We start from the raw sequence: 23,648 nt of genomic DNA on the forward strand, positions 1-23,648 counted from the left end.
GCACGGATATGAAGCTTGCACTCAAGGACACACGAAATATCGGAGCCGCAAGAGCCAGTCAGTGGAGCTTCGAGCGCGGCCGCCGCGTCATCGGCCGGTCTCGCGATTGCGACTGGCAGATCGATGACAATGAGCGGCGCGTTTCCAAGCTGCACTGCACGCTCAGCCGCGATGGCGAAGGTTTTACGATCCTTGACCAGAGCGCGAACGGCACGCTGGTCGATGGCCGCCTGCTGCTGGAAGGCGAAAGCGCGCGTCTGCGCGACGGTTCGCAGATCAACATTGGCGGGCAGGTTTTTCAGGTCGCCATCAGCGGCGACGCCGAGCTGGATTTTTCCGATCCCGACGCTTCCTTGCGCATGAGTGACGAGCCACTGACCATTTCGGCGATCCTTGCCGACATCGCCCCGAATGGCCGTTCGGCCGGCGGCGTGATGGGCAACACCGCCTCCGCCGACGACTGGTCCGAAACATGGCGCGAGGGCGCGAAGCGGAAGGCGAAATCCATTTCGCGAATTGTCGAGATCGGCTGGAGCGAACCGCCCGCAGCGCGCGCAATAGGCGCTGTTCTGCCTGATAACTGGGACGAGGAACCGGTTGCGAGCAGCGAGCACGAACATACCGACGCGCTGAACACGCCGGTGATGATCTCACGTCCGGTTTCGGCCTCAGGTAACGAGGATTTCGACAGCGTTTTCCCGGAAACGGGCGAAGACCTGACCCTGGAGAACGCATCAACTGCCGATGCTTCGACTGCGCAGGAGATCGGCGATCTTCTGACCGTGCTGGAACAGGAAAGCGCCGATTGTCTGGCCATTCTCGACATTGAAGGCGAGCGCACCGGCCACGGTTCGTCAGCCTCCCTGAGCGAGCGGGTGGAAACGCTCATCCGCCAGCAGCGGCGGCTCGCCGCCTCTCTTGAAACCCTTATCCACGGCTGCACGCAAAAACTCGAGCCGAGGCTTCTCGAAGCCTCCGTCGATGCCGGCAACGATCTTCGTGCCAAAATCGAGCGCCGCGACTGGCAGGGACTGATCATGAAGACCGATTACTGGTCCACTTACAAAAAGCAATTTGAGGAAAACGGCCGTCCATTGCCTGTCAGGCAGTTCCTGCAGCGGGCAGCGCGCGGTGAGGCCGCGCCGACGCAGGAACCTGACGCGATAACGGCCGATGCAAAGGGGGTAAACAACCACGATGAGACATGAGAACCGTGTTGCCTGGAGCGAGGGCATGTTTCTTCGCGTTCAGCATTTTCAGCAATCCGACCGATGGACCGAACGGCTGGTGCGCAACACCACGCGCAACCTCTCGCCCTACCCGTGGGGCATCGCCGAAATCGGCGTGGACCGTAGCGCGCTGTCGATAGGGCAATTCGCCCTGTCGAACCTGCGCGGCGTTCTTCCCGATGGAACGCCTTTCGAAGCGCCGGAGGATTCCGACCTGCCGCCGCCGCTCGATCTCGACGAAAGCGTCAAAAACGCCGTTATCTATCTCGCCCTGCCGGCCCGGCAACCCGGCAAGGCCGACATGTCCGCCAGCGGCCGCAACGATGCGAACAATGTGCGCTTCACCGCCTCAAGCTATGAGGTCTCCGACACCAATATCGAGACGGATTTCGTGGCCCCCATCGATGTCGGCCGTCTCAGCCTGAAATTCCTGAAAACCGGCGACGATCTTTCCGGTTACGATCTCATCGGCCTTGCAAGGGTCATCGAGGTCCGCTCAGACCGCGCGGTCATTCTTGACCCGGATTTCATTCCTCCGAGCCTGAGCTGCGCGGCGGCGCCCCGCCTCAACGAATTGCTGACGGAGCTTCTGGGGATCGTGCGCCACCGCGCCCAGGCGATTGCCGAACGCATCGGCGATCCGACGATCAGGGGAACGGCGGAAGTGGGCGATTATTTCCTGCTGCAAATCCTCAACCGGGCCGATCCGCTGCTGGCGCATCGCTGCGCCAACGCCACGCGTTTTCACCCCATCCGGTTTTACGAAGACTGCATCCAGCTTGCTGGCGAGCTTGCAACCTTCACCACGGACAAAAAGCGGGCGACGGATTTCCCGCCCTATCGGCACGAGGACTTGAAAGCCACCTTCGCGGCAGTTTTCGACGATCTGCGCACATCGCTGTCAGCGGTCCTGGAACAGGCGGCCGTTGCGATCGAGCTGGTGGAGCGCCGCCACGGCGTCCGCGTCGGCACCATCCACGACCGCACGCTGCTGCGCGATGCCGGCTTCGTGCTTGCGGTGCGCGCGGATATGGCCGCCGAAGACATTCGCCGCCGCCTGCCGGCACAGATCAAGGTTGGGCCGGTGGAGCGGATTTCCGAACTGGTCAACGTGGCGCTGCCGGGCATTCCCGTGCGCTCCCTGCCGGTCCTGCCGCGGCAATTGCCCTATCGGTCCGGCACCGTCTATTTCGAGATCGACACACAATCACCCCTCTGGAAGCAGCTTGAGACCTCCGGCGCGATTGCCCTGCATCTGGCGGGCGAGTTCCCCGGGCTTGAGATGGAAATGTGGGCGTTACGCGAATGAGCAAGGAAAACCCCTCTTCCTGGCAGGATTTGCCAACGGTGGTCGAAATCACCGAGGAAAGCCGCAGACGCAACCAGAATGCCCGCAACATGGCGGCGGTCCTCGAAGACATTGTCGAGACCGACGGGCCGGCCGGGCGACCGAAGGCAAGCGCGGCCGCCATGCCGGTCGATCAGCTGCTCTCCGGTTTCCATTTCGGCGGCGGCGATGTGCCGACGCTCGTGCAATCGGCCGCTCCCCTTCTCAACCTCGCGCATCTCCTGCGGTTCAGCGATGCGGAGCCGGATCCCGATCAGCTTCGCCGCGCCTGCATTGAGGCGATCACCCGCTATGAGCGCGATCTCGCTTCCGCCCGCATCAGCCCCGAGCGGGCAAGGGCGGCGCATTATGTCGTCTGCGCCACGGTGGATGATGTGGTTCTGAGCAAACCCTGGGGCGTGCGGGCAGGCTGGGCGCGCTCCGGCCTTGTCTCCACTTTCCACAACGATGTCACCGGCGGCGACCGGGTTTTCGACATTCTCGACCATTTCCATCAGTCGCCCGGCGCCAGCAAGGATCTGCTGCTGCTGATCTATCTATGCCTGTCGCTGGCTTTCGAAGGGCGCACCCGCGTTTCGCCAAAGGGTGCGCTGGAGCTTTCGCGCATCCGCGACAGCCTCTACAAGACGCTGATAGGCCAATACGGCACCTTCGAACGGGAGCTTTCGCCGCACTGGAAAGGCGTGGAAGCCCGTCATACGCCATTGCGCACGATGGCCGCGCTGTGGACCCTGCTGTCCCTGATGGCGCTTGCCTTCGCGCTTGGTTATCTCTTCTTCACGCTGTCGCTCAACAACGCATCCGATGTCACTTTCGAGAGGCTCGCCCATCTGCCGCCGAACGAGACGCCGAGCGTGCTGATCGCAAGCCCGCCCCAGCCGCCGGCGCAGGTCGAAACGCCCAAGGTCGTGGAACCGCCGAAGCCGGTGGAGCCACGGCAACCCTCCCGGCTTGAAAAGCTGATGGCCTTCCTTCAGCCGGAAGTCGAAAAGAAGCTGGTCACGCTGGCGGATGTAAACGGGCGGCTGCGCATTCGCATCAACAATTCGGGCCTGTTCTCCACCGGCAGCGCCGATGTCAGCCCGCAGTTCCGCGATCTCATCCAGCGTATCGGCGGCGCCCTTGCGGCCGAAAAATTCCGCGCCGTCGTCATCGGCTATACCGATACCGTGCCGATCAAGACGGTGGAATTTCCGTCCAACTGGCACCTTTCCGAAGCCCGCGCCAAGGCGGTCGGGGACATTCTTTCACAATTCACCGGCCCGGAAGCGATCCTGACGGAAGGCCGTGCCGACAGCGACCCGATCGCCGACAACAAAACGGAGGAAGGCCGCCAGATCAACCGCAGAACGGAAATCATGGTCCTGACCAATCCCGATGAAAAACTGAGCGACGCCGGCATTCTCTCGCCGACCATAGAGAACAGTTCGGGACAGCAGCCGCAAGAGGCACAGCCATGAATCCATTGAGCTATTTTTATACGATCCGATCCTATGTCGAGAGCTATGCCGCTCTCATCGGCCGCCGTTTCCTGTCGCTGTTATGGGTGGTCGCGCTCTGCATCGTCATCTGGTTTTACGGCTATCTGGTCGCGCTGGGCGATTTCAAGCCATTGGGAACGACGCAGGCCCGGCTCATCGCTATCGGCATCGTTCTTACCATATGGCTGATCTATATCGCCGTCACCATTTATCGCGGGCGCAAGCAGGACAAGGAACTCGTCGACAGTATCGAGCGCGAAGCTCTGGCCAACCGCCAGGCCGAAGTCGGCGAGATCCAGATGCGTCTCAAGGAAGCGCTGGCGCTGCTGCGACGGGTCACGAAAAAACGTTTCGGTTATATTTACGACCTTCCCTGGTACGTGATCTTCGGCGCACCCGGCTCCGGCAAGACGACGGCGCTCACCAATTCCGGCCTGCAATTTCCGCTTGGCGATGCGCTCGGCGAAAACGCGGTAAAGGGCATCGGCGGCACGCGCAACTGCAACTGGTGGTTCGCCGACGAGGCGATATTGATCGACACCGCCGGCCGTTACACCACGCAGGACGACCTCGATGGCTCATCCAAAGCCGGCTGGGAAGGGTTCCTCGGCCTTCTGAGACGCTATCGCCGGTCGCAGCCGATCAACGGCGCGCTGATGACATTGTCTATCCCCGATCTTCTCACCCGCGATCCCGAGGAACAACGGCAGGAACTGCGCTCCATCCGCCAGCGGCTTTCGGAACTGGACGAATATCTGCATGCCCGCGTTCCGGTCTATATCGTGCTGACCAAGGCCGATCTGCTGCATGGTTTCGTGGAATTCTTCGACGGTTTCAACAAGACCGACCGCCAGCAGGTATGGGGCACCACCTTCAAGCTGGATGAGAGCTATACCGCCGAGAACCTGCCGCAACGCCTGACGGAAGAGTTCGAACTGCTGCAACAACGGGTCGATGCGATGCTGATCGAGCGCCTGCAGCAGGAGCAGAATGCCGAGACGCGCGGCCGCATCTTCCGTTTCCCCGCCGAACTTGCGCGGTTGAAAGACCGGCTCCATGAGGCCCTGACCGAACTTTGCGCACGGTCTCCGCTCATCGAAGCGCCGCTTTTGCGTGGCGTTTATCTCGCTTCGGGAACGCAGCCGGAAACGGAAAGGTCTCCCGCAGCGGCCAGAACCCGCCGAAGCTACTTCCTGTCGCGGCTGTTCAAGGATGTCATCTTCCCCGAAGCCGCGCTGGTGATGCGCGACAAGCGCCTTTCCGGACGGCAATTGCTAGTGCGGCGCATCGCCTATGGTGTTTCGGCCGCAGCAGTCGCCATCGTCTTCACCGGCTGGATTTTCACCTATTTCGCCAACACGCAGGCGCTTGCCGAAGCGGATCGTAAACTTGGCGCTTATGAACAACTCGTTCAGGGCATTCCCGTGCGCGATGTTTCCGACGCCGATTTTCTCCGCATCCTTCCGGCGCTCGACAATCTGCGCGATGTCAATTCCGGCTTTGCCCGCGAGAGAGTGTGGAATGTCAGCTTCGGGCTTGATCAGGAAGACAAGATCGCCGGACGGCAGCGCGACGCCTATCAGCGCGCGCTCAACGCCCTGCTCCTGCCGCGCATGATCGTGCAGCTTCAGAAACAGCTCAAGGACGAAAAGGATATCACGCGCACCTTCAATTCGCTGAAGCTCTATGGAATGCTTGGCGGCATGGGTGCGCTGGACCCCGATTTCCTGACCGTGCAGACGCACCAGATGTTCGCATCCCTCTATCCCGGCGATGGAAGGGCGGCGGCGAGAGAAGCGCTCGACCAGCATGCGAAAGCGCTGGCGGACGGCGTGCTCGCCCCGATTGAGCTGGACGCACGGCTCATCGCCACTGCCCGTGAAACCATCCGCGACCAGGCTGTCGGCACGCGCGCCTATGATATTCTCGCCGGTCTTCCGCAGACGCGGGAACTGATGGAATGGACACCAGCCACGGCCTTCGGCCCGCTGGGAGAGCGCGCCTTCGAGCGGCGCAGCAAAGCGCCGATGGCGGAAGGCATCGAAGGTCTTTTCACCGCGGAGGGATATCGCAGCGTCGTCATCCCGCAGGTCGCCCATGCGGCCCGTATCGCGCTTTCCGAAGGATGGGTGCGTGGTTCCGATGATGCCATAAGGGGTGCCACGGTCGAGCAGGTGGCGCAGGCCGCGCTGCAAATCTATTTCGACCGTTTCGAGAAAAAATGGGCCGATACGCTGGCCGACCTTCGGGTCAAGCCGTCCCAGACCCTTGGCGACGCCGTGGAAACAACCCGCGCGCTTGCCAATGAACGCAATATCTTGGTGGAGGCTGCGAGATCGATCGCGGAGGCGACCGATCTGCGCCCCGGAGCAAACCCCGCCGCCCTCGCCTCCGCCGCTGAAGGCGACGCGACGGCAGCCGTTCTGGCCGCCACGGTGAACGCGGCCGATCCCTATGCGAGACTGCGGGACATGCTGGCGGCGAAGGGCGCGGCCACAACGGGCGAGCAGGCCAATGGCGGCAAGGCCGGAGGCTCGCCATCGGAACAGTTGCTCGCGCACTTCAAGATGCTGAACGAGCAGCTTGCCCGCTCGGCAACCACCTCCGACGAAGTCGCCAAGGTGTTCGACGTGGACAGCCAGCTCACCAAGGCCAATCAGGATCTGTTGCAGCAGGCCCGTGAATTGCCGGCGCCCCTCGATGTGTGGGTGGCGGGCGTTGCGGCGGATGTCGGCTCGCTTGCGGTCAAATCCGCCCGCAGCCGCATTGCCGAACTCTGGGCGGCCGATGCGGCATCGCTGTGCTCTTCCATCGTGACCGGGCGTTATCCTTTCGACAGGTCATCTTCCCGCGATGTCGCCATCGCGGATTTCACCCGTCTCTTCGGGCCGACCGGGGTTTTCCAGTCCTTCTTCAAACAGCGTATGGAAGCCTTTGTCGACAAGACGACCAACCCCTGGAGCTGGAAAGGCACTTTCGGCGCCGCCGGCATTCCAAGCAGCGCCGTCGCCCAGTTCGAAAATGCCGATAAGATTTCGCGTGCCTTTTTCCCGAATGGCAGCGAGACGCCGGCGGTGTCGATCAATGTCAAACCCGTTTCGCTCACCAATGCCTCCAGGGCGGTGATGCTGGAAATCGAAGGCGAGCGGGTGGTTTATTATCACGGCCCCATTCAGGCGAAATCGATCACCTGGCCCTCGCGTGAAAACACGGCGAGCCTGTCGCGCATCGCGTTCCAGCCGGGCGGCTGGCAGCAGGCGAAAACCGAAAACGGCGACTGGTCGCCATTCCGGCTGTTCGACGGCGCCGACATCGAAAACCAGTCGGGTGACCTGCTGCGGGTGCGATTTGCGAATGGCGCTCAGGCTGCCGAATTCGATATTCAGTTCGGCTCGGTTCTCAACCCGTTCAGGCTGGACGCCATCGCCGGCTTTGCCTGCCCCGCGCAATTTTAGCGGCGGGACGGCGCACCGTTTTTTTAAAGGAGGGGGATCTATGATGAAAGCAAAGACGAAAAGCACCGCGGTCAATAACGACTGATGGCCAATCAGGCATCGAGGCCCGCGGAGACCGCAGCGGAAAGTGATCGCATCGGTTTCTTCGGCAAGGTCCCCAGCCATGGCGACTTCATCTCCGACGGGCTTGAACGGGAGCTGATCGGGACATTTGACGACTGGATGCGATCCGGCCTGCATGCCTGCGCGGACCTGTTTTCGGGCCGATGGCCCGAAATATTCACGTCATCGCCGCCCATTCGCTTCATCATCGAAAGCGGTATATGGGGAAACTGCGCCTATGCCGGCGTGCTGGTGCCCAGTGCAGACCGGGTGGGGCGCAAATATCCGCTTGCCATCATTGCCCAGCTCAATAGCTTCCGGAAACATCCGAGAACACTTTATCTCGACGACACCTGGTTCATGGCCGCCGAGGCGCTGGCCGAGACATCCATGACGGGCGATTTCGACATGTCCCGGTTTAACACCTCCGTTAAAAAACTGCGCCTGCCGAAACCACGGGAAGAGGATGACGCGCCGGAAATGGTGCGCGGCCGCGCACCGACCAGCCTCTGGTGGCGCATCGATCCCGTCAGCCGCCGCGCCCGCGGCCTCAAATTCGACGGCAAACCGAAAGCTTCCGATTTCCTTCGCCTCTTCAGCGACATGGCAGGCAAGGGCGAAGAGGACGGCTCGACATCCGTACAGCCGCAGGAAAGTGCGAAACACAAAACTCCGCCGGTGATGACGCCCGCGCCCGCACCGGCAACCGAACAGCCGTCATCGGTCGTCTACAGCTATGCCACGCACCCCGGAACACGGCTCTCCCTGAACGCGGATTCGCTCTTCGTTTCCCAGAGCCCTGCCCTCTTCGCCATAGCAGATGGACAGGGCGACACGCACAGCGCCGTGGAAGCAGCGCGTCTGGCCACCAATATTCTTGCCGAGACACCCGATGCCGAAAGCCCCGAGGTGATGGCGCAGCAGATCAGGGGAAAGCTCGGCACCGTCAACAGCCTGCTTCTTTCCCGACAAGCCATGGGTGCCGACGGCAGGCCGATGGCAAGCGTCATCATTGCCTCCATTATCGGCCGCAGGCTGAGTGTCCTGTGGTCCGGCGATGCGCGCGCCTATCTCCTGAAAAACGGAACCATGCACCAGCTTTCGCGCGATCACGTCGTTGTCGGCATGAAAAGGCAGCTCGCGCAATGTGTCGGCCTTTCCCAGCAGTTCCGGCCGGATATCGTAGGGGAAGACTGGGGGTCGCAGGACAGGCTGCTCCTGTGCAGCTATCCGCTGGTACAAATCCTGAAGGAGCGGGCCATTGCCGAGATTGTCGGCAACACCCCGATCAAGGACTGCGCCAGCGCCCTGATCCAGGAAGCGCTGATCGAGGACGCACGCGAGAATGTCAGCGCCATCGTGATTGGAAACCGCCTTGAGCAAGGGTAAACAACCGGGCGACGGGCCTGCCTATCCGCAGGTTGCCGAGCGCTTCTCCGATCTGTGGCAAAGCATTCGCCATGACGGCACGCGGGAAAGGCCAGCCGAAGAACAGAAAGACCTCATCGATCAGGTCAGAAATGCGCTGGACCGGAAAATCTCGCATTTTTCCGATGCAAGACCCAGCTGGATCGCCGACAGTTTTGCCCTCGAACGGATTGCCTACGAGAGTAAAAACACCCTGCTGCTGCAGGTGCGGCACCGCGATCTCGGCTCCCTTCACGCCCTGAAAACCACGCCGCCGGCGTTGAGAAACGACGCGGCGCTGCTGCAAAGATTACGCGAGGAGGCGCAGCTCGGCCTGACATTGCGCCATCCTTGCCTGGTGGAGACATCGGCGCTGCTGAGACTGGCCGATGGCCGGCCGGGCCTGTTACAGCCTTGGTTTTCGCAATCATTGGCGTCGCTTGCATCGCAGCGGGCGGTTAGCGCGCCGCAGGCGATCGCAATCCTTCGCCGCCTGCTGGAAGGGCTGAGCGCCATACATGCACGGGGATATGTCCACTGCGATGTCACGCCAGCCAATATTCTGCTGGAGGACAGCGATTTCGAAACGGGCAGGCTTGGCGATTTCGGCATTGCGCTGGAGATCGGCCAAAAACACGCAGACCGGGGCATGAGCTTTGCCGCCTCGCGCGAATTTGCAGCACCGGAACGGATGCGGGACGCAACCGCGAAGCCGGATCAGGATATATTCTCCGTGGGGCGGCTTGCCCGGCGGCTTATCGCGACGGATGAGATGCGAACAACGCAAAGGCTGGCGGATTTTGCGGACGCCTGTTGCCAGGACGAACCCGCGTCGCGTCCGCAATCGGCAATGGAAGCGCTACAGCTTCTGTAGCGCCACATTGGTCAGTTGCCGCTGCCAGGAAGCGGTGCTGCCGCCGTCGGCACGCTCTTCTGGAACACGGTCAGGAGCTTGGCCGAATCCACCAGCGGAGCGTTGCTGGCATAGAGCACATCGCCCTTCTGCATCTGGAAGAGCTGCATGAGGGCGATGCTGGAAGCATCGCGCATATTGACGTGATAAATCACCGGCCGCATGGTCGTGGCCGTCGCGACCGGGCCTTTCGCGCCCGATACGGTTGCCGACGGCACCTGAATGATCTCGTTGCGGAAGACATAGACATTGCGCGCGTCCGCACGGTCATCCAGCAACCCGCCGGCGCGGCCGACAGCCTGAGCGAGGGTCAGTTTTCCGGCTTCGAACTGGAATTCGCCGGCGCTCTTGAAAGCGCCGAGCGCGGTGTAGCTCGCGGCGTCGCCATCGATCATGATCTGATCGTCCGGCGACAGGCGGATATTCTGGCGGTCCTCCCGCATGACGCGGTCAAGCGGCGCGCTCGCCCTGTGCGAGCCGCGAACGACGGTAACCGTGGCAGCGCCCGGAGCGACGGTCGGGCCGCCGGCCTGATTGAGCGCATCGAGCACCCGCTCCTGACGGGCGGTGAGCGTTATTTTTCCGGGGTTTTTCACCGCACCGCTCAGCATGACGGCGCTTGTCGGCTTGTCGACGACGGTGACGACGGCCTGCGGGTTCACGGCCGATCCCTTGAGCCCGGCGACGACCTGCGATTGCAGCCCCTCGGGCGTCGAATCCACCACCCTCTGTTTGCCGACGAAGGGGATATTCACCGATCCGCTCTGGTCCACCGTAAAGCGTCCGAGATTGAGCGTCTTGCTTTGCGTTGGGGAGAAAAGCCCGTCTTCGCCGGTATCGAGCACGGTGATGTCGATCACGTCGCCGCGACGCAATCTCTGGGCGTTGTAGCCGGTGTTGCGAAGTGCTGTGAGGCCGGGGCCGGAGGCATTCTGCAGGCTTCCGGCGGAAACCGTGGCCGCCGGTGCATTCGCCAGCTCGATGACGGGGATTTTCTCGTTGGTTCGAGGGAAGGTCGCAGATCGGATATTGCCTGCGGTCGGTCCGTCAGATGGCTTTGCACATGCGCTCAAAAGAGCCACCAGCAAAACCGCCCCCAACTTTTTCATCCCTCATCCCCTTGATGATTCAACCTGACGCAGAGATAACATCCAGACACGTCATCGCAACAACTTTAGCGGTTGCAATTTAGCGAAAACTTGTCTTCCGGAGAAAAGGTGTGACCATTCCGCAACCTTTTCGGAACCGCCTGCCGCAAACCCCAACAATGTACCGATGAGAAATCACCAGTCCTCAGCGGCTGGCGCTGGCCAGCGACATTCGATGGAACGGTTTTGCAGTCGAGGAGTTTGTTTTCTGCAAACCAAGACAGGAGCAAGAACAATGGATCACACCAATCACGTACGCCTGGTTGAAACCGAACTGACGCCGTCCGTTCTTGAAGGCGCCACCGTTTATGGTGCAGACGATCACAAGGTCGGCAAGGTCGATCATGTCCACGGCGTCGGGGCCGGCAGCACCGCCATCATCGATGTCGGCGGCTTTCTTGGTATCGGCGCAAAGCCGGTCGCAGTACCGCTCAGCGATCTTGATTTCATGCGGGATGAGGACGGCGATGTCCACGCGGTCACTTCATGGACCAAGGACCAGCTGAAGGACATGCCCGAGCATCGTCATTAACAGCGTTGTCATTCACTAAGAGGAGCGCCCGGCTGTTTGCCGGGCGTTCTTTTATTTTCGGGCAGGCGTTTGCGCGTCAGCCCCCCGCGCACATCAAACGGCGAGGAAACCGCCATCGACCGGCAATACGGCTCCAGAAATCATGCGGCTGTCATCCGACAGGAGCAGCGCGATGCTCTGAGCCACCTCTTCCGCTTCGGCGAACCTATTGAGCGGATGGCGAACCATCATCGGCTGGCTTTTCGCCGGGTCGTTCCACGCTTCCGCGGCCAGTTCGGTGAGGGTGATGGTCGGCGCAACCGCGTTGACGCGAATGCCGTGCGGGCCAAGCTCCTTGGCAAGAACGCGGGTCGCCCCTTCCAGCCCGGCCTTGGACGCGGCGTAGCAGAGGTGATCCTGAAAACCCCGGTGACCGGCGATGGAGGTGATGTTGACGATGGCGCCGCCGCCGCCCTTCGCGACGCGGGCGCGGGCAAATTCCTGACATGCGACCAAAGCCGCGCGCAGGTTGATGCCGAGAACGGCTTCATAACCCGCATCGCTCATATCCAGCACGCTTTCGAGCACGTTGATGCCGGCGCTGTTGATCAGGAAATCGCAAGGGCCCGCTTCCTTCATGGCGGCGCGGGTGGCGGCGACATCGGCAAGATCGACGCGGATCGAACGGCCGCCGATTTCGCTTTTCAGATTGTCGAGATCGGACTGCGTGCGGCTGATCGCCACCACTTCCGCACCGCGCGCGGCCATCAGGCGAGCGCAGGCGCGGCCGATGCCTTTGCCTGCGCCCGTGATGATGACGGATTTTCCGGAAAACTGCATGGAATCCTCTTTATTTTGCGGCCGATACAGCCGGATGATCTAAACTTTTGACAGCGCTCAGGAATGGCTGGCAGAACGAATGGCGCGCGCCGCATTTTGCAGCGCCAGAAACGCGTCGTAACGCGCCTGATGAACCTTCTGAAAATCTGGATCTGGCGCAGCACAGCTGTCGATACGCGACATCGCGGGCATGGCGACCATCAGGTCCCGATAGGTCCCGGCGGCGACGGCGCCCAGCATGGCCGAGCCGAGAAGCACCGGCTCCTCGCATTCAGTCAGTTCCACGGGAAGCCCCGTCGCGTCCGCCAGCAGCTGCCGGGCAAGCGGATGCGCACCCGCCCCGCCGCTGACGCTGATGGTTTCCACCGGCGCACCATTGCGGGCCTGCGTTTCGATGATCTGGCGAAGCCCGTAACCGAGGCCGAGAAGCCCCGCCACATAAAGCGCGACAAGGGAATCCACACCCGTCTCCATGCCGTAACCGGCGATGACGGCGCGGGCATGGGGATCGGCAAACGGCGCGCGGTTACCGAGAAATTCCGGCACCACGTGAAAATCCTCGGCGATCTTTGCGGCAGCGGACGCGGATGCGGCAAGATTGAGCGCCCGGTCAGCGAGCCAAACCGGCAATGCTTTATCTTCCTTAGCGGCAAGCGCCTTCGCCTCTGCATAGGCCGGGTGCAGTTGCACGAGATAATCGATGGCAGCGCCGGCAGCGGACTGGCCGCCTTCATTGAGCCACGCGCCCGGAACCATGGCGGAATAATAGGGTCCCCAGACGCCGGGCACGAAGGCGGGTTCGGTGGTGGTCGTCATGGTGCAGGACGAAGTGCCGAAAACATAACCGAGGCATCGCGACGCATCGCCGCCCGCGGCCACCGTGCCGACGCCGCCGGCATGGGCGTCGATCAGACCTGCCGCAACCGCGGTTCCCGCAACCAGACCCATGGCTTTTGCAGCGTCTTCCGTCAAACCGTTACCCAGCGCCGTGCCGGGATGGACGACGCTTTGACCGATGCGGCGAAAACCCTGCTCGGCGAGATCGCCAAGCCCGATGCGGGTGAAATACTCCGCATCCCAACGGTTCTCATGGGCCAGATAAGTCCATTTGCAGGTCACCGTGCAGGCGGAGCGATCAAGCGCGCCCGAAGCCTTCCATGTCAGAAAGTCCGTGAGGTCGAAGAAGTGCTCTGCCCGGGCATAGATGTCCGGCCTGTTTTCGCTGAGCCACAGCAGTTTCGGCGTCTGCATTTCCGGGGAAATACGGCCGCCGACATATTTCAGCACGGCGTGTTCGCCGGCATTGATGCGCTCCGCCTGTTCGACGGCGCGGTGATCCATCCAGACGATGATGTCGCGCTCGGGATGATCGGGCGCGCCAACCGGCAGGGTCTCATCTTCCGGTCCACGCACCACCAGCGAGCAGGTGGCATCGAAACCGATACCGGCGACCTCGGCGGGATCGATGCCGGCACGGGAAACGCTTTCCCGAACGCTGTCGCAAACGGCCTGCCATACTTCGCCGCTCGATTGTTCGGCAATGCCGCCATCCTCGCGATGCATGCCGATCGGGCGTTTGGCGGTGGCGAGAAGCTTGCCCGATACGTCGAAGACACCGGCGCGCGCCGAGCCGGTCCCGACATCGACGCCAATCAGATAGGAAGCCATTTGCGATACTCCTCGGAGCGGATCATCCGGTGCTTGAACAGGGTTGAGCGGCGGGACCGTTTCCGGTTGTCCCGCCGCTCCAGAGATTTTTAAACGCGGTCGAAGTTGGTCGGCAAGACCAGCATGTCGCGGATGGTGACCGTGCGCTTGCGCGTCAGCATGTAGACAACGGCATCGGCCACTTCGCTCGCGTCGATAAGGCTGCCCGATTCCTTGGCCTTGCGGAGGTTTTCCTCCGGCCAGTCGGCCAGCAGTGCGGAAACGACAGGGCCGGGAGAAACCTGAGCGACGCGCACGCCGTGCGGGATCATCTGGCGGCGCATGCCCTGCACGAAGCTGGTGATCGCCCATTTCGAGCCCGAATAGACCGGCTCCCAATAGGTGGGGAAGTGGCCGGCAATCGAGCAGGTGACGACGATATCGCCGGTCTTGCGCTCCGACATATGCGGCACGACGGCATGGACGTTCTTCATGACGGCGTTGACGTTGAGGTTAAGCATCTTGTCGATGGCTTCCGGCGTCGTCTCGGTAAGATCGCCGCCGATATAGGTGCCGGCGTTGCAATAGAGAATGTCGATATGATCGACCTTTTTGAGGATCTCGGGGATCATCGCGTTGCAGCTGTCGGCATCGAGCAGATTGGTGACCTGCGGGATGGCGCGGTCGCCGAGCTTGGCGACCAGATCATTCAAGGCTTTCTCATTCCAGTCGACCATGACCACGGTTGCGCCCTGCTCCAGCAGCGCTTCGGTGGTGGCAAGCCCGATGCCGGATGCGGCGCCGGTGATGACCGCAATCTTGCCTTGCAGCGATTCAGACATTTAATTCTCCTGCGTTTATGAAGATGTTTCCGGGCCGGCTCAGCGCCATTCGCGCCCGATATAGATGGCCAGCAGGATGATGCCGCCCTTGATGACATCCTGCAGATAGGGGTTGATGCCCATCAGGTTGAGGCCGTTATTGAGGATGCCGAGCAGTACCGCACCGATGAGCGTGCCGAGGATGAGGCCCCTGCCGCCGGCAATCGCCGTGCCGCCGAGAACGACCGCTGCGATGGCGTCCAGTTCGAAGCCGACGCCAGCATTGGGCTGACCGCTCATCAGGCGGCCGGTGAGGATGAGCGCGGCGAAAGCGGCCGTCACACCCGAAATGCCATAGACGGCGAGCTTGACGCGCTGGGTCTTCACGCCCGAAAGACGGGCCGCCAGTTCGTTTCCGCCGAGAGCATAGACATGGCGGCCGAAAGCCGTGCGCTGCAACAGTACCCAGGCGATGGCATAGATCACCACCATGATGACGACCGGCACCGGAACGACGCCGATACGGCCGACGCCGAACCAGGAAATCCAGCTCGGAATGCCGCTGACGGGGTAGCCACCGGAATAAATGAGGCCGAGACCGCGCGCCATGCCCATGGTGGCGAGCGTGACAATGATCGCCGGCATCTTGCCCCAGGCGACGAGCGCGCCATTGAAGATGCCGATGCCGAGACCGATGAACAGGCCGGCCGGCAGGGCAATTGCAGGCGAGAGGCCGGTATTCACCATCAGGCCAGCGGACAATGTGCCGATCAGCGCCATGACCGCGCCGACCGACAGGTCGATGCCGCCGGTGAGGATAACGAAGGTCATGCCGACGGCGAGGATGCCGACGACAGAAACCTGCCGCAGCACGTTCATGATGTTGTTGAGGCTGAAGAAATTGTCGCTCGCAAGCCCCATGAGGATCGATACGACAATCAGGCCCGCCAGCGGCAGGGCAAGCGGCGAGCGCAGCATGGCGCTGAGACTGAAACCGCCCGTTTTCGCGGCAACGCCGGTGTTTGCATCAAGCGACATGTTCAACTCTCCCGGTGGTGGCGTTTGTCATTATTGTTTCTGAATTGATGTCGTCTCCCTCGACCGTGGCGACGATGCCGCCGGAACGGAAGACGCAGACCCTGTCGGACATGCCGATCACTTCCGGCAGCTCCGAGGAGATCATGATGATCGAATGGCCCCTGGCGGCGAATTCCCGCATCAGCGCATAGATTTCCGCCTTAGCGCCGACATCGATGCCGCGTGTCGGCTCGTCGAAGATCAGCACGCGCATGTCATGGTTCAGCCAGCGGGCGATGACGATCTTCTGCTGGTTGCCGCCCGATAGCGTGTCGACGCGGGCATAAGGCCCCTGCGCCTTCACCTGCACCTGCGCCATGGCCTTTGTCGTGTGTTCCAGTTCCTTTTTGAGATCGAGGAACCAGTGGGCCTTGCGGTATTTGCGGTAATTGTTGAGCGAAATATTCTGCAGGATGGAGAAGCTGGTAATCAGCCCCTCCTCCTTGCGGCTTTCCGGCAGCAAGCCGATGCCGCGCATCAGCGCTTCATCAGGGCCGGAAAAACGCGTCTCCACACCATCGAGCTTGATCTTGCGACGCGAGGCTGAATGCGCCCCGAGCATGGCGAGAACAGTTTCCGTACGGCCCGAGCCAACAAGCCCGGCAAAACCAAGAATTTCGCCCTTGCGCAGCGCGAAACGCGAGACAGGACCGCCCTTCTTCAATTGCAGCTCTTCCACCTCGATAACCTTTGCGGCGGAAGGATCGAGCTCTGGCTTCGGCGGGAAACTGGCTTCGATGCGCCGGCCGACCATCATCTCGACCAGACGGTCATTATCGACCTCCGACGTCAGGCAGGAACCGATCAACTCGCCATCGCGCAGAACGGTGATGCGGTCGCAAATCTCGAATATTTCTTCGAGGTGATGCGAAATGAAGATGATCGCCACGCCCTGACGCCGCAGCTCGCGCATGACCTTGAACAGGTGTTCCGTCTCGGAGGGGGTGAGCGTCGCGGTCGGCTCGTCGAGCACAAGAATGCGGGCATCCAGCGACAGTGCCTTGGCGATTTCGACAAATTGCTGCTGGGCAACCGAAAGGCGATGCACCGGCACATCAAGCGGTACATCCACGGCCAGACGGCCCATGATTTCGGCTGCGCGCCTGCGCATCGCGCCCTTGTTCAAAAGGCGAAGCGGCCCGCGAATTTCGCGGGCAAGGAACATGTTTTCAACGGCATCGAGATAAGGGATCAGGCTGAATTCCTGAAACACGATGCCGACGCCGGCGGCAATCGCCTCGTCATAATTGGCGAAGCGGCGATCCTTGCCGTCGATGCGGATCGTTCCCTCGGATGGCTGCAAAATGCCGCACAGGATTTTCATCAGCGTCGATTTGCCGGCGCCGTTTTCGCCCAGAAGCGCATGCACCTCACCGGCGCGCGCCTCAAGGTCGACGCCGCGCAGGACTTCGATCTTGCCAAAGCTTTTTCTTATTCCATTCAGTTCCAGCATTTCACCCTCCTCAATGGTCGGGATTTAACCCCGCCCCCATACTAGATGGGGACGGGGCCTGGGAGGAGTTCTTTACCAGCTGAACTCGCCGGCGTTCTTGCTATCGACGACCATGACGTCGATCGGAACTTCCTTCGGCACGACGCGAGCGCCCCACTTCTGGGCGAGCGCCATGGCAAGGCCGACGCGAACCTGATCACGCGGGAACTGTGCGGTGGTTTCGATGAAAGGACCACCCTCGGCAATCGCCTTCACAGCTTCCGGAGCACCGTCGACCGAGGTCAGCTTGATGTCCTTGCCGGAACCCTGGATCGCAGCCAGAGCGCCCATCGCACCGCCGTCATTCACCGAGAAGATACCGGCGAGGTTCGGACGCGACTGGATCATGTTTTCAACGACGCCGAGAGCAACGGAGCGGTCCTGACGGCCGTTCTGCGTGTCGACCAGCTTGATGTCGGCGAATTCGGCAAGCGCTGCCTTGCAGCCTTCAACGCGCTGCAGGATCGGCACGACCGGGATACCGTCGAGGATTGCGACTTCACCCTTGCCACCGAGCGCCTCACCGAGATGCTTGCACGACTTGTAACCCGCGTCACGGTTCTTCGAGCCGACGAAGGTGTCGACCGGGCCGTTTGCGTTGGCGTCAACCGCAACGACGATTACACCGGCAGCCTTGGCAGCGTGAACGGCGGCTTCGATGCCGGCGCTGTCGGTGGGGTTCAGAAGCAGGATATCGATCTTCTGCTGCAGCATGTCTTCAACGTCAGAAATCTGCTTTGCCACATCGTGGCCGGCATCAGTCACGACAACGTCGGCGCCGATGCTTGCGGCGGCTTCCTTCAGCGCTTCCTGCATCGATACGAAATAGGGGTTGTTCAGCTCCTGGAAGGTCATGCCGATCTTCAGCTTTTCCTGCGCCAGCGCCGGAGCGGCCATCATTGCAATTGCGGCTGTCGCCATCAGAAACTTGGACTTCATTTTCATCTCACTCTTCCTCCCGGTTGGAAAATTGGGGCAACAAGACCCCGTTTCCGGACAGCCCTCTGCCCGAATTCTAAAAAATTGGCGATGTGTCGCTGGTTTAATCCGCCATCACAGCTGCCTTCTGGGCTGCGAATATCGTGCGGAACCTCGACGGCGACATTCCCTTCAATTTCAGGAAATGCCGGTTGAAATTCGAAAGATTGGAGAAGCCCACATCGTAGCAGACCTCCGCCACCTTGACCTCCTGATCTGCCAGCAGCATCTGGCAGGCAAGATCGATGCGTAACTGATTGCGATACCGCACCAGCGTCGTTCCCGTGTGACGCTTGAAGGCGCGGGAAAAGGCGCTCTGGCTCTGGCCCACCATGTCGGCGAGGTCGATTTCCTCGACCTGTTCGGTCAGGTGCTGGCGCAGATGCGACAGCGCGCGGTTGATGCCGCTGTCGCCAATGCCGGTCAGGTCCAGCTCGTAGCTCAGGCTTGCAAGCACCTCGGAAGACGGCGCGTTGACCAGCAGATCGAGAATTTCCCAGAAAAGCGCGAGCCGCGTCAGCCCCTGCGCCTCGATCAGCCGAAGGATCAGCGGACGAACGCGATCGCTTGTCTCATCGTCGAACAGAATGCCGCGGCGGCTGCGGTCCAGCAGCGCACGCACCACCTCCATCTCGGACATTGAGGCGCAGGCATCCTCGATAAAAGCCTCCGGAAACTGGATCACGAGAGAGCGTGTGGGCACGATCTCGTCCGGCTCGATCTCGCTGATCCAGTTCTGGGGGAGATTGGGACCGGTCATGATGAGCTGACCGGGGCCGAAACGACCGACGAAATCACCGATATAAAACGTGCCTGACGTGGCGACGACCAGATGGATTTCGTATTCGGGATGATAATGCCAGCGCACGGTACGGAACGGATAGCCATGCCGCCAGGCGGCGAAAGATTCGCCCTTGCGGATGTGCACCAGTTCCAGATCGGGCTGCATCATAGTTCCTCCCATCAGTCGCGTCCGCCGTATTTGCGGACAGGAGCCATTTCCTCTTTATGGCTCGTCCCAGGCGTTGATGAGGAGCATATGGCGGGCGGCTGCGGTACATCCACATCACGCCGAAGAAATTGCCGATACTTTTTTGACTCTTTTTTGTCGAAAATTGAAGAGTCGCCCGAAAGGGCTGACCATAAACGCGGCGATGGGGCCGATTTTTCCGCTCAATTTGGCGTGATGCGCTCAAACAATGCGCAACCAGAAGCGATTTTCGTTGAAATTTTGACGTGTAGCCTGCCGGATGCCGGCAGGCTACACTCATACTTTTCCGCAACATCTTTGCCGCTCAATCATCAGCGGCTGGCTTCGTTACTGCGGCATCACGATCTGCAGTTTCACATCCGTTTCCCGTGCTTCAACCGCACGGTCGAAACCGGCAATGCTGTCTTCGAAGGGAATGGTCGCGGAAATCAGCGGCTTCAGATCAACCTTGCCGGAGGCGATGAGCGCAACTGCCCGGTCGTAAACATTGGCATAACGGAAAACCGTTTCGACCCGCAGTTCCTTGGCCTGCAGGCCGACAATATCGACCGGAACCGGATCGACAGGCATGCCGACCAGCACGATCGCGCCGCCCGGCCGCGCCAGCTTTGCCATGCCGAGCACGGCGGGTGCTGCGCCCGAGCATTCGAAGACGATATCGCAGCCCCAGCCGTCGGTCGCCGCCGAGACGGCCTCGGCGAGATTGCGTTCGCGGATGTTGACGGTTTCGATGCCATCATATGCACCGATGATATCGAGCTTCGGCTGGGCGAGATCGGCAACGATGACCTTGGCGCAACCGCCGGCAAGCGCCGCCAGCGCTACCATCATGCCGATCGGACCAGCTCCAGTGACGACAGCGATATCGCCCGGCTGGATACGTGCCCTAAGCGCCGCCTGCATGCCGATGGCGAAAGGTTCGACCATGGCGCCTTCGGCGAAGGACACATTGTCGGGCAGCTTATAAGTGAAGGCGGCGGGATGAATGACCTCGGGCGTCAGGCAGCCATGGATTGGCGGCGTCGCCCAGAAGCGGACAGCCGGATCGACATTGTAGATGCCGAGCTTGGTGGCGCGCGATGTGGGATCGGGAATGCCGGGCTCCATGCAGACGCGGTCGCCCACCTTCAGATGCGTCACCTCGTCGCCGGTTTCGATCACCGTTCCAGACGCTTCATGGCCGAGCACCATCGGCGCGTTGACGACGAAATGACCGATCTTGCCATGGGTGTAATAATGGACGTCCGAGCCGCAGATACCGACCGTGTGGGTGCGGATGCGCACATCCCTGGGCCCGAGTTCACCGGATCCTGCTCCACCCGGAATGTCAAAATCCCTGAGCGAGAGCTTGCCCTTTTCTTCCAGCACCAGTGCCTTCATCTCATCCTCCGTGGTTTGCGATACGTCTGGCAGCGAATTCAGTGAGCGTGATGGCGTGCAACCCCGGCAAAAGTAAACAGAAATCGGCCGGAACGGCCGGTTTTTCTTCGCTCCGGAAAAACTGTATCGGACAGCCCGCGATTTCTCATCATCCGCGGCGCGACACTATCCTCAAGAGGCAGGAAAACCGGCATGATTCGTCCGCCCATTTCGCGATCATCGCGTGCTTGAAAGCCTCTGGGACCGGTAAACCCGTTCGCTCACATTTTTTCGCCGGGCAACACGCTTGCCTGCCTCACCCACTCCACGAACTGCGCTTCATCGAACGCATCCTCGCGGATATCGAGGTAACGGACTTTCGGATGTTTGGAAGTGCCGGGCGGCAAGGGCTGCAAGGATGCGCCGTTAAGGAAGGTCACCTTGATATATTTCGTGAAGCAGTGAAGGCTGAGGAACCAGATGTCGTCCTCCATGCCGTAAAAGGGCGAATTCCACTTCACAGCCTTGCGCACACCGGGCACGACACCTTCGATCAACCTGTCGATACGGCCACCCACCGCGCTTTTCCAACCCGGCATGGCGGCGATATAGGCCTGCACCGGGGTGTCGCCATATCCTTTTGCAATCTGAGGATTGCCACCCGACAGAAGCTTCGGCGTCGCAACCGATGGCTTGCTTCCGGAGACTTTGTCTGACTTCTTGCCGACCATCACCTTGGCCTCATGGGTCTCACAACAAGTGCTACCAATAACATGATCTGTGTCTATTCCAGATCTTTCTACACATTTTCCGTGATGATCGCCCAGCCGACGCGGAATAACAGATCGGCAGCTTTGCGGGTCAGTCTTTCCTGACCCGCAATCCCTCCAGAAAGGTTCGGAAACTTCCGACAGCCCGTTTCGAGGTCGTTTCCGGGTCGTCGGAATTGGCTATCCATTGGGCGGCGCTGCTGCTCGCCGCATTGATGAAGCGGGCGCATGCCTCCGGATCGATGTCGCCGATGGTGCCTTCTTCCCGGAGCGCATCCAGGCTTCGGGCGACAGCCGAGATACAGCCATTGGCATTCGGCCAGCGCGACGGATCGCCGAGCACGGCCGGCCCGTCACGAAACATGATCCGCTGGATTTCCGGTTCGAGAGCCATGCGCACATAACCGACATTCTCCTCGACGAAACCCTCCCATCGGGTCGCGGCCCTCGAGGAGATGTCACAGAGCCTCTTCGTCATCTCCGCATCGATCTCGGCCACAACCGCCAGCAACAGGCCTTTCTTGTCGCCGAAATGGTGATAGAGCGCGCCACGGGTGAGACCGGCTTCGGCGGTGAAGTCGTCCATCGACGCTTCCGCATAACCGATGCTGCCAAAGGCCTTGCGGCCGGCAGCCAGAAGCTTCGCCCGCGTCTCGGCAATCATTTCACTGCGAGGTTTGCGCATTTCTTCTCCATTTTCCACATACGACGCGTATATTAGTTGACATACGCGTCGTATGCAATTATCTCATTCACATACGCCACGTATGTATGTGGTGGACACCCTTAGAACAAGGTGCATCCCGATGTCTAATCCATACAGAGAAATTTTCCGGGCTCCAGGCGCAAAAGGCTTTTCCGCCGCCGGTTTCTTCGCCCGCCTTCCCATTGCCATGGCCCCGATCGGCATCGTCGCCATGCTTTCCCAGACTCATGGCGAATATTGGCTGGCCGGCGCCGTCTCGGCAACCTTCGCATTGACCAATGCCGCCCTCTCCCCGCAAATCTCCCGGCTGGTGGACCGCAAGGGGCAGAGCAAGGTCCTCATCCCCGCCACCATCGTCTCGGTCATCGCCTTTGCGGCGCTGATTATCGCGACAAATCAGAGATGGCCCGCCTGGACACAGTTCCTTTCCGCCTTCCTCGCCGCCGCCATGCCGAGCATTCCCGCCATGATGCGCGCCCGCTGGACGGAAATCTTCCGCGACCGGCCGGAGTTGAACACCGCCTTCGCCTTTGAATCCGCCGCCGACGAACTTGTCTACATCTCCGGCGCCTCGCTTTCCGTTGGCCTTGCGGTTTCGCTCTTTCCGGAAGCGGGCATGATGATCAGCACCACCTTCCTGGCGCTTGGCACCTTTGCCTTCCTTCTGCAACGCGCGACCGAGCCCAAGGTGCGGCCGGTTGAAAGCGGCCGCCGGCAGCGTTCGGCCATCTTCCTGCGGCCGGTCCAGATCATCACGCTCGCGCTGATCTTCGTCGGCTCCACTTTCGCCACGGCCGAGGTGAGCGCCGTCGCAATCACCAAGGCGCTTGGTCAACCGGAAGCCGCCAGCCTCGTCATCGGCGTCTATGCCATTGGCTCCTTCGTGGTCGGCCTCATCCTCGGCGCGCTCAACCCCAAAATGCCGCTGCAACGGCAATTGCTGATCGCCGTCAGCTTGCTTGCACTCACCGCCCTGCCGCTGCTTGTCGCCAACACCTCGGTAGCACTCCTCGCTTTCGCCGTTTTCCTCAGCGGCGTTGCAATCTCGCCGATTTTCATCACCTCGTTCGGCCTGATCGAGCGCCGCGTGCCGGAATCGATGCTGACGGAAGGCGTGACCTGGGTAATGACCGGCATCGGTATCGGCATGGCGCTCGGCGCCTTCGTCTCCGGCTGGGTGATCGACAATTTCGGCCCGGATAACGGTTTCTGGGTCTCCGTCGCCGCAAGCCTTTCGACAGTCGCCATCATCGCGCTCGGCCAGCGCAGCCTCTCCGGAGATCGCGGACGGCCCGGCCCGGTAGCTGCAATGCAGCAGCCCGCGGAGTAAGAACAGAGGATCAAGGTCATCCCGGGCGAGAAGCCGCTCGGGA

Annotated in this window: 19 protein-coding genes; 8 read left to right on the forward strand and 11 right to left on the reverse strand. The window is 61.2% G+C overall.

The features are described 5' to 3' along the window. Nucleotides 1-8: 8 nt before the first annotated feature. The 6 genes from ACQZ40_RS16940 to ACQZ40_RS16965 all read left to right on the forward strand — a co-directional run bounded on the left by ACQZ40_RS16940 (nucleotide 9) and on the right by ACQZ40_RS16965 (nucleotide 9,896). Nucleotides 9-1,208, forward strand: coding sequence for a type VI secretion system-associated FHA domain protein (locus ACQZ40_RS16940; protein ID WP_448748298.1), 1,200 nt, complete (start codon nucleotides 9-11; stop codon nucleotides 1,206-1,208). Further along, complete coding sequence (gene tssK / locus ACQZ40_RS16945) at nucleotides 1,198-2,538, forward strand: type VI secretion system baseplate subunit TssK (protein ID WP_078052839.1); 1,341 nt, start codon at nucleotides 1,198-1,200, stop codon at nucleotides 2,536-2,538. The genes ACQZ40_RS16940 and tssK overlap by 11 nt, the downstream gene beginning before the upstream one ends. Continuing rightward, nucleotides 2,535-4,037 carry a type VI secretion system protein TssL, long form gene (gene tssL / locus ACQZ40_RS16950; protein WP_448748299.1) on the forward strand — a complete coding sequence of 501 codons (1,503 nt, stop codon included), beginning with the start codon at nucleotides 2,535-2,537 and terminating at the stop codon, nucleotides 4,035-4,037. The genes tssK and tssL overlap by 4 nt, the downstream gene beginning before the upstream one ends. After that, nucleotides 4,034-7,513, forward strand: a complete 3,480-nt coding sequence (gene tssM / locus ACQZ40_RS16955) for a type VI secretion system membrane subunit TssM (protein ID WP_448748300.1) — start codon at nucleotides 4,034-4,036, stop codon at nucleotides 7,511-7,513. The genes tssL and tssM overlap by 4 nt, the downstream gene beginning before the upstream one ends. Nucleotides 7,514-7,597: 84 nt before the next feature. Beyond that, nucleotides 7,598-9,004 carry a type VI secretion system-associated protein TagF gene (gene tagF, locus ACQZ40_RS16960; protein WP_448748301.1) on the forward strand — a complete coding sequence of 469 codons (1,407 nt, stop codon included), beginning with the start codon at nucleotides 7,598-7,600 and terminating at the stop codon, nucleotides 9,002-9,004. Continuing rightward, nucleotides 8,991-9,896, forward strand: coding sequence for a protein kinase domain-containing protein (locus ACQZ40_RS16965; protein WP_448748302.1), 906 nt, complete (start codon nucleotides 8,991-8,993; stop codon nucleotides 9,894-9,896). Before tagF ends, ACQZ40_RS16965 begins: the two co-directional genes overlap by 14 nt. 11 nt (nucleotides 9,897-9,907) lie before the next feature. On the opposite strand, the gene ACQZ40_RS16970 is transcribed toward ACQZ40_RS16965, so the two are convergent. Further along, the gene (locus ACQZ40_RS16970; RefSeq protein ID WP_125146534.1) at nucleotides 9,908-11,044 is read right to left on the reverse strand and encodes a polysaccharide biosynthesis/export family protein; all 1,137 of its coding nucleotides are present in this window, start codon (nucleotides 11,042-11,044) and stop codon (nucleotides 9,908-9,910) included. A gap of 274 nt (nucleotides 11,045-11,318) precedes the next feature. On the opposite strand from ACQZ40_RS16970, the gene ACQZ40_RS16975 reads away from it, so the two are divergent. Beyond that, nucleotides 11,319-11,615, forward strand: coding sequence for a PRC-barrel domain-containing protein (locus ACQZ40_RS16975; protein ID WP_003522015.1), 297 nt, complete (start codon nucleotides 11,319-11,321; stop codon nucleotides 11,613-11,615). A 93-nt stretch (nucleotides 11,616-11,708) separates the two neighbouring features. Here ACQZ40_RS16975 and ACQZ40_RS16980 read toward each other — a convergent pair whose 3' ends face one another. The 10 genes from ACQZ40_RS16980 to ACQZ40_RS17025 form a co-directional block, all read right to left on the reverse strand. After that, complete coding sequence (locus ACQZ40_RS16980; RefSeq protein WP_125146533.1) at nucleotides 11,709-12,434, reverse strand: SDR family oxidoreductase; 726 nt, start codon at nucleotides 12,432-12,434, stop codon at nucleotides 11,709-11,711. Between the two features lie 57 nt (nucleotides 12,435-12,491). Beyond that, nucleotides 12,492-14,102 (reverse strand): FGGY-family carbohydrate kinase, encoded by a 1,611-nt coding sequence (locus ACQZ40_RS16985; protein WP_448748303.1) that lies wholly within the window; start codon nucleotides 14,100-14,102, stop codon nucleotides 12,492-12,494. A gap of 89 nt (nucleotides 14,103-14,191) precedes the next feature. Further along, nucleotides 14,192-14,923: an SDR family oxidoreductase gene (locus ACQZ40_RS16990; protein ID WP_065654942.1), complete on the reverse strand. Its 732-nt coding sequence runs from the start codon at nucleotides 14,921-14,923 to the stop codon at nucleotides 14,192-14,194. Nucleotides 14,924-14,962: 39 nt separating this feature from the next. Next, nucleotides 14,963-15,940 carry an ABC transporter permease gene (locus ACQZ40_RS16995; protein WP_004438211.1) on the reverse strand — a complete coding sequence of 326 codons (978 nt, stop codon included), beginning with the start codon at nucleotides 15,938-15,940 and terminating at the stop codon, nucleotides 14,963-14,965. Continuing rightward, the gene (locus ACQZ40_RS17000; RefSeq protein WP_448748304.1) at nucleotides 15,930-17,432 is read right to left on the reverse strand and encodes a sugar ABC transporter ATP-binding protein; all 1,503 of its coding nucleotides are present in this window, start codon (nucleotides 17,430-17,432) and stop codon (nucleotides 15,930-15,932) included. Before ACQZ40_RS17000 ends, ACQZ40_RS16995 begins: the two co-directional genes overlap by 11 nt. Before the next feature lie 72 nt (nucleotides 17,433-17,504). Next, nucleotides 17,505-18,416, reverse strand: a complete 912-nt coding sequence (locus ACQZ40_RS17005; protein ID WP_078052849.1) for an ABC transporter substrate-binding protein — start codon at nucleotides 18,414-18,416, stop codon at nucleotides 17,505-17,507. Nucleotides 18,417-18,513: 97 nt separating this feature from the next. Continuing rightward, nucleotides 18,514-19,398, reverse strand: coding sequence for an AraC family transcriptional regulator (locus ACQZ40_RS17010; protein ID WP_080858199.1), 885 nt, complete (start codon nucleotides 19,396-19,398; stop codon nucleotides 18,514-18,516). Between the two features lie 369 nt (nucleotides 19,399-19,767). Beyond that, complete coding sequence (locus tag ACQZ40_RS17015) at nucleotides 19,768-20,820, reverse strand: NAD(P)-dependent alcohol dehydrogenase (RefSeq protein WP_065654939.1); 1,053 nt, start codon at nucleotides 20,818-20,820, stop codon at nucleotides 19,768-19,770. Between the two features lie 260 nt (nucleotides 20,821-21,080). After that, nucleotides 21,081-21,530 (reverse strand): DUF1801 domain-containing protein, encoded by a 450-nt coding sequence (locus ACQZ40_RS17020; RefSeq protein WP_174037479.1) that lies wholly within the window; start codon nucleotides 21,528-21,530, stop codon nucleotides 21,081-21,083. 130 nt (nucleotides 21,531-21,660) lie between these two features. Then, a complete protein-coding gene (locus tag ACQZ40_RS17025) occupies nucleotides 21,661-22,254 on the reverse strand; it encodes a TetR/AcrR family transcriptional regulator (RefSeq protein WP_020812322.1) in 594 nt (197 codons plus the stop codon). 121 nt (nucleotides 22,255-22,375) lie between these two features. Between ACQZ40_RS17025 and ACQZ40_RS17030 the strand changes: the two genes are divergently transcribed. Next, nucleotides 22,376-23,605: an MFS transporter gene (locus tag ACQZ40_RS17030; protein ID WP_448748305.1), complete on the forward strand. Its 1,230-nt coding sequence runs from the start codon at nucleotides 22,376-22,378 to the stop codon at nucleotides 23,603-23,605. Nucleotides 23,606-23,648 lie beyond the last annotated feature (43 nt).

The sequence above is a fragment of the Agrobacterium sp. 16-172Ci genome, from assembly GCF_053522725.1.

What these genes read in the sequence shown, in the direction of transcription:
- ACQZ40_RS16940 (WP_448748298.1), top strand. Translation starts at nt 9, where the DNA reads ATGAAGCTTGCACTCAAGGACACACGAAATATCGGAGCCGCAAGAGCC.
- tssK (WP_078052839.1), top strand. Translation starts at nt 1,198, where the DNA reads ATGAGACATGAGAACCGTGTTGCCTGGAGCGAGGGCATGTTTCTTCGC.
- tssL (WP_448748299.1), top strand. Translation starts at nt 2,535, where the DNA reads ATGAGCAAGGAAAACCCCTCTTCCTGGCAGGATTTGCCAACGGTGGTC.
- tssM (WP_448748300.1), top strand. Translation starts at nt 4,034, where the DNA reads ATGAATCCATTGAGCTATTTTTATACGATCCGATCCTATGTCGAGAGC.
- tagF (WP_448748301.1), top strand. Translation starts at nt 7,598, where the DNA reads ATGGCCAATCAGGCATCGAGGCCCGCGGAGACCGCAGCGGAAAGTGAT.
- ACQZ40_RS16970 (WP_125146534.1), bottom strand. Translation starts at nt 11,044, where the DNA reads ATGAAAAAGTTGGGGGCGGTTTTGCTGGTGGCTCTTTTGAGCGCATGT.
- ACQZ40_RS16975 (WP_003522015.1), top strand. Translation starts at nt 11,319, where the DNA reads ATGGATCACACCAATCACGTACGCCTGGTTGAAACCGAACTGACGCCG.
- ACQZ40_RS16980 (WP_125146533.1), bottom strand. Translation starts at nt 12,434, where the DNA reads ATGCAGTTTTCCGGAAAATCCGTCATCATCACGGGCGCAGGCAAAGGC.
- ACQZ40_RS16985 (WP_448748303.1), bottom strand. Translation starts at nt 14,102, where the DNA reads ATGGCTTCCTATCTGATTGGCGTCGATGTCGGGACCGGCTCGGCGCGC.
- ACQZ40_RS16990 (WP_065654942.1), bottom strand. Translation starts at nt 14,923, where the DNA reads ATGTCTGAATCGCTGCAAGGCAAGATTGCGGTCATCACCGGCGCCGCA.
- ACQZ40_RS16995 (WP_004438211.1), bottom strand. Translation starts at nt 15,940, where the DNA reads ATGTCGCTTGATGCAAACACCGGCGTTGCCGCGAAAACGGGCGGTTTC.
- ACQZ40_RS17000 (WP_448748304.1), bottom strand. Translation starts at nt 17,432, where the DNA reads ATGCTGGAACTGAATGGAATAAGAAAAAGCTTTGGCAAGATCGAAGTC.
- ACQZ40_RS17005 (WP_078052849.1), bottom strand. Translation starts at nt 18,416, where the DNA reads ATGAAAATGAAGTCCAAGTTTCTGATGGCGACAGCCGCAATTGCAATG.
- ACQZ40_RS17010 (WP_080858199.1), bottom strand. Translation starts at nt 19,398, where the DNA reads ATGCAGCCCGATCTGGAACTGGTGCACATCCGCAAGGGCGAATCTTTC.
- ACQZ40_RS17015 (WP_065654939.1), bottom strand. Translation starts at nt 20,820, where the DNA reads ATGAAGGCACTGGTGCTGGAAGAAAAGGGCAAGCTCTCGCTCAGGGAT.
- ACQZ40_RS17020 (WP_174037479.1), bottom strand. Translation starts at nt 21,530, where the DNA reads ATGGTCGGCAAGAAGTCAGACAAAGTCTCCGGAAGCAAGCCATCGGTT.
- ACQZ40_RS17025 (WP_020812322.1), bottom strand. Translation starts at nt 22,254, where the DNA reads ATGCGCAAACCTCGCAGTGAAATGATTGCCGAGACGCGGGCGAAGCTT.
- ACQZ40_RS17030 (WP_448748305.1), top strand. Translation starts at nt 22,376, where the DNA reads ATGTCTAATCCATACAGAGAAATTTTCCGGGCTCCAGGCGCAAAAGGC.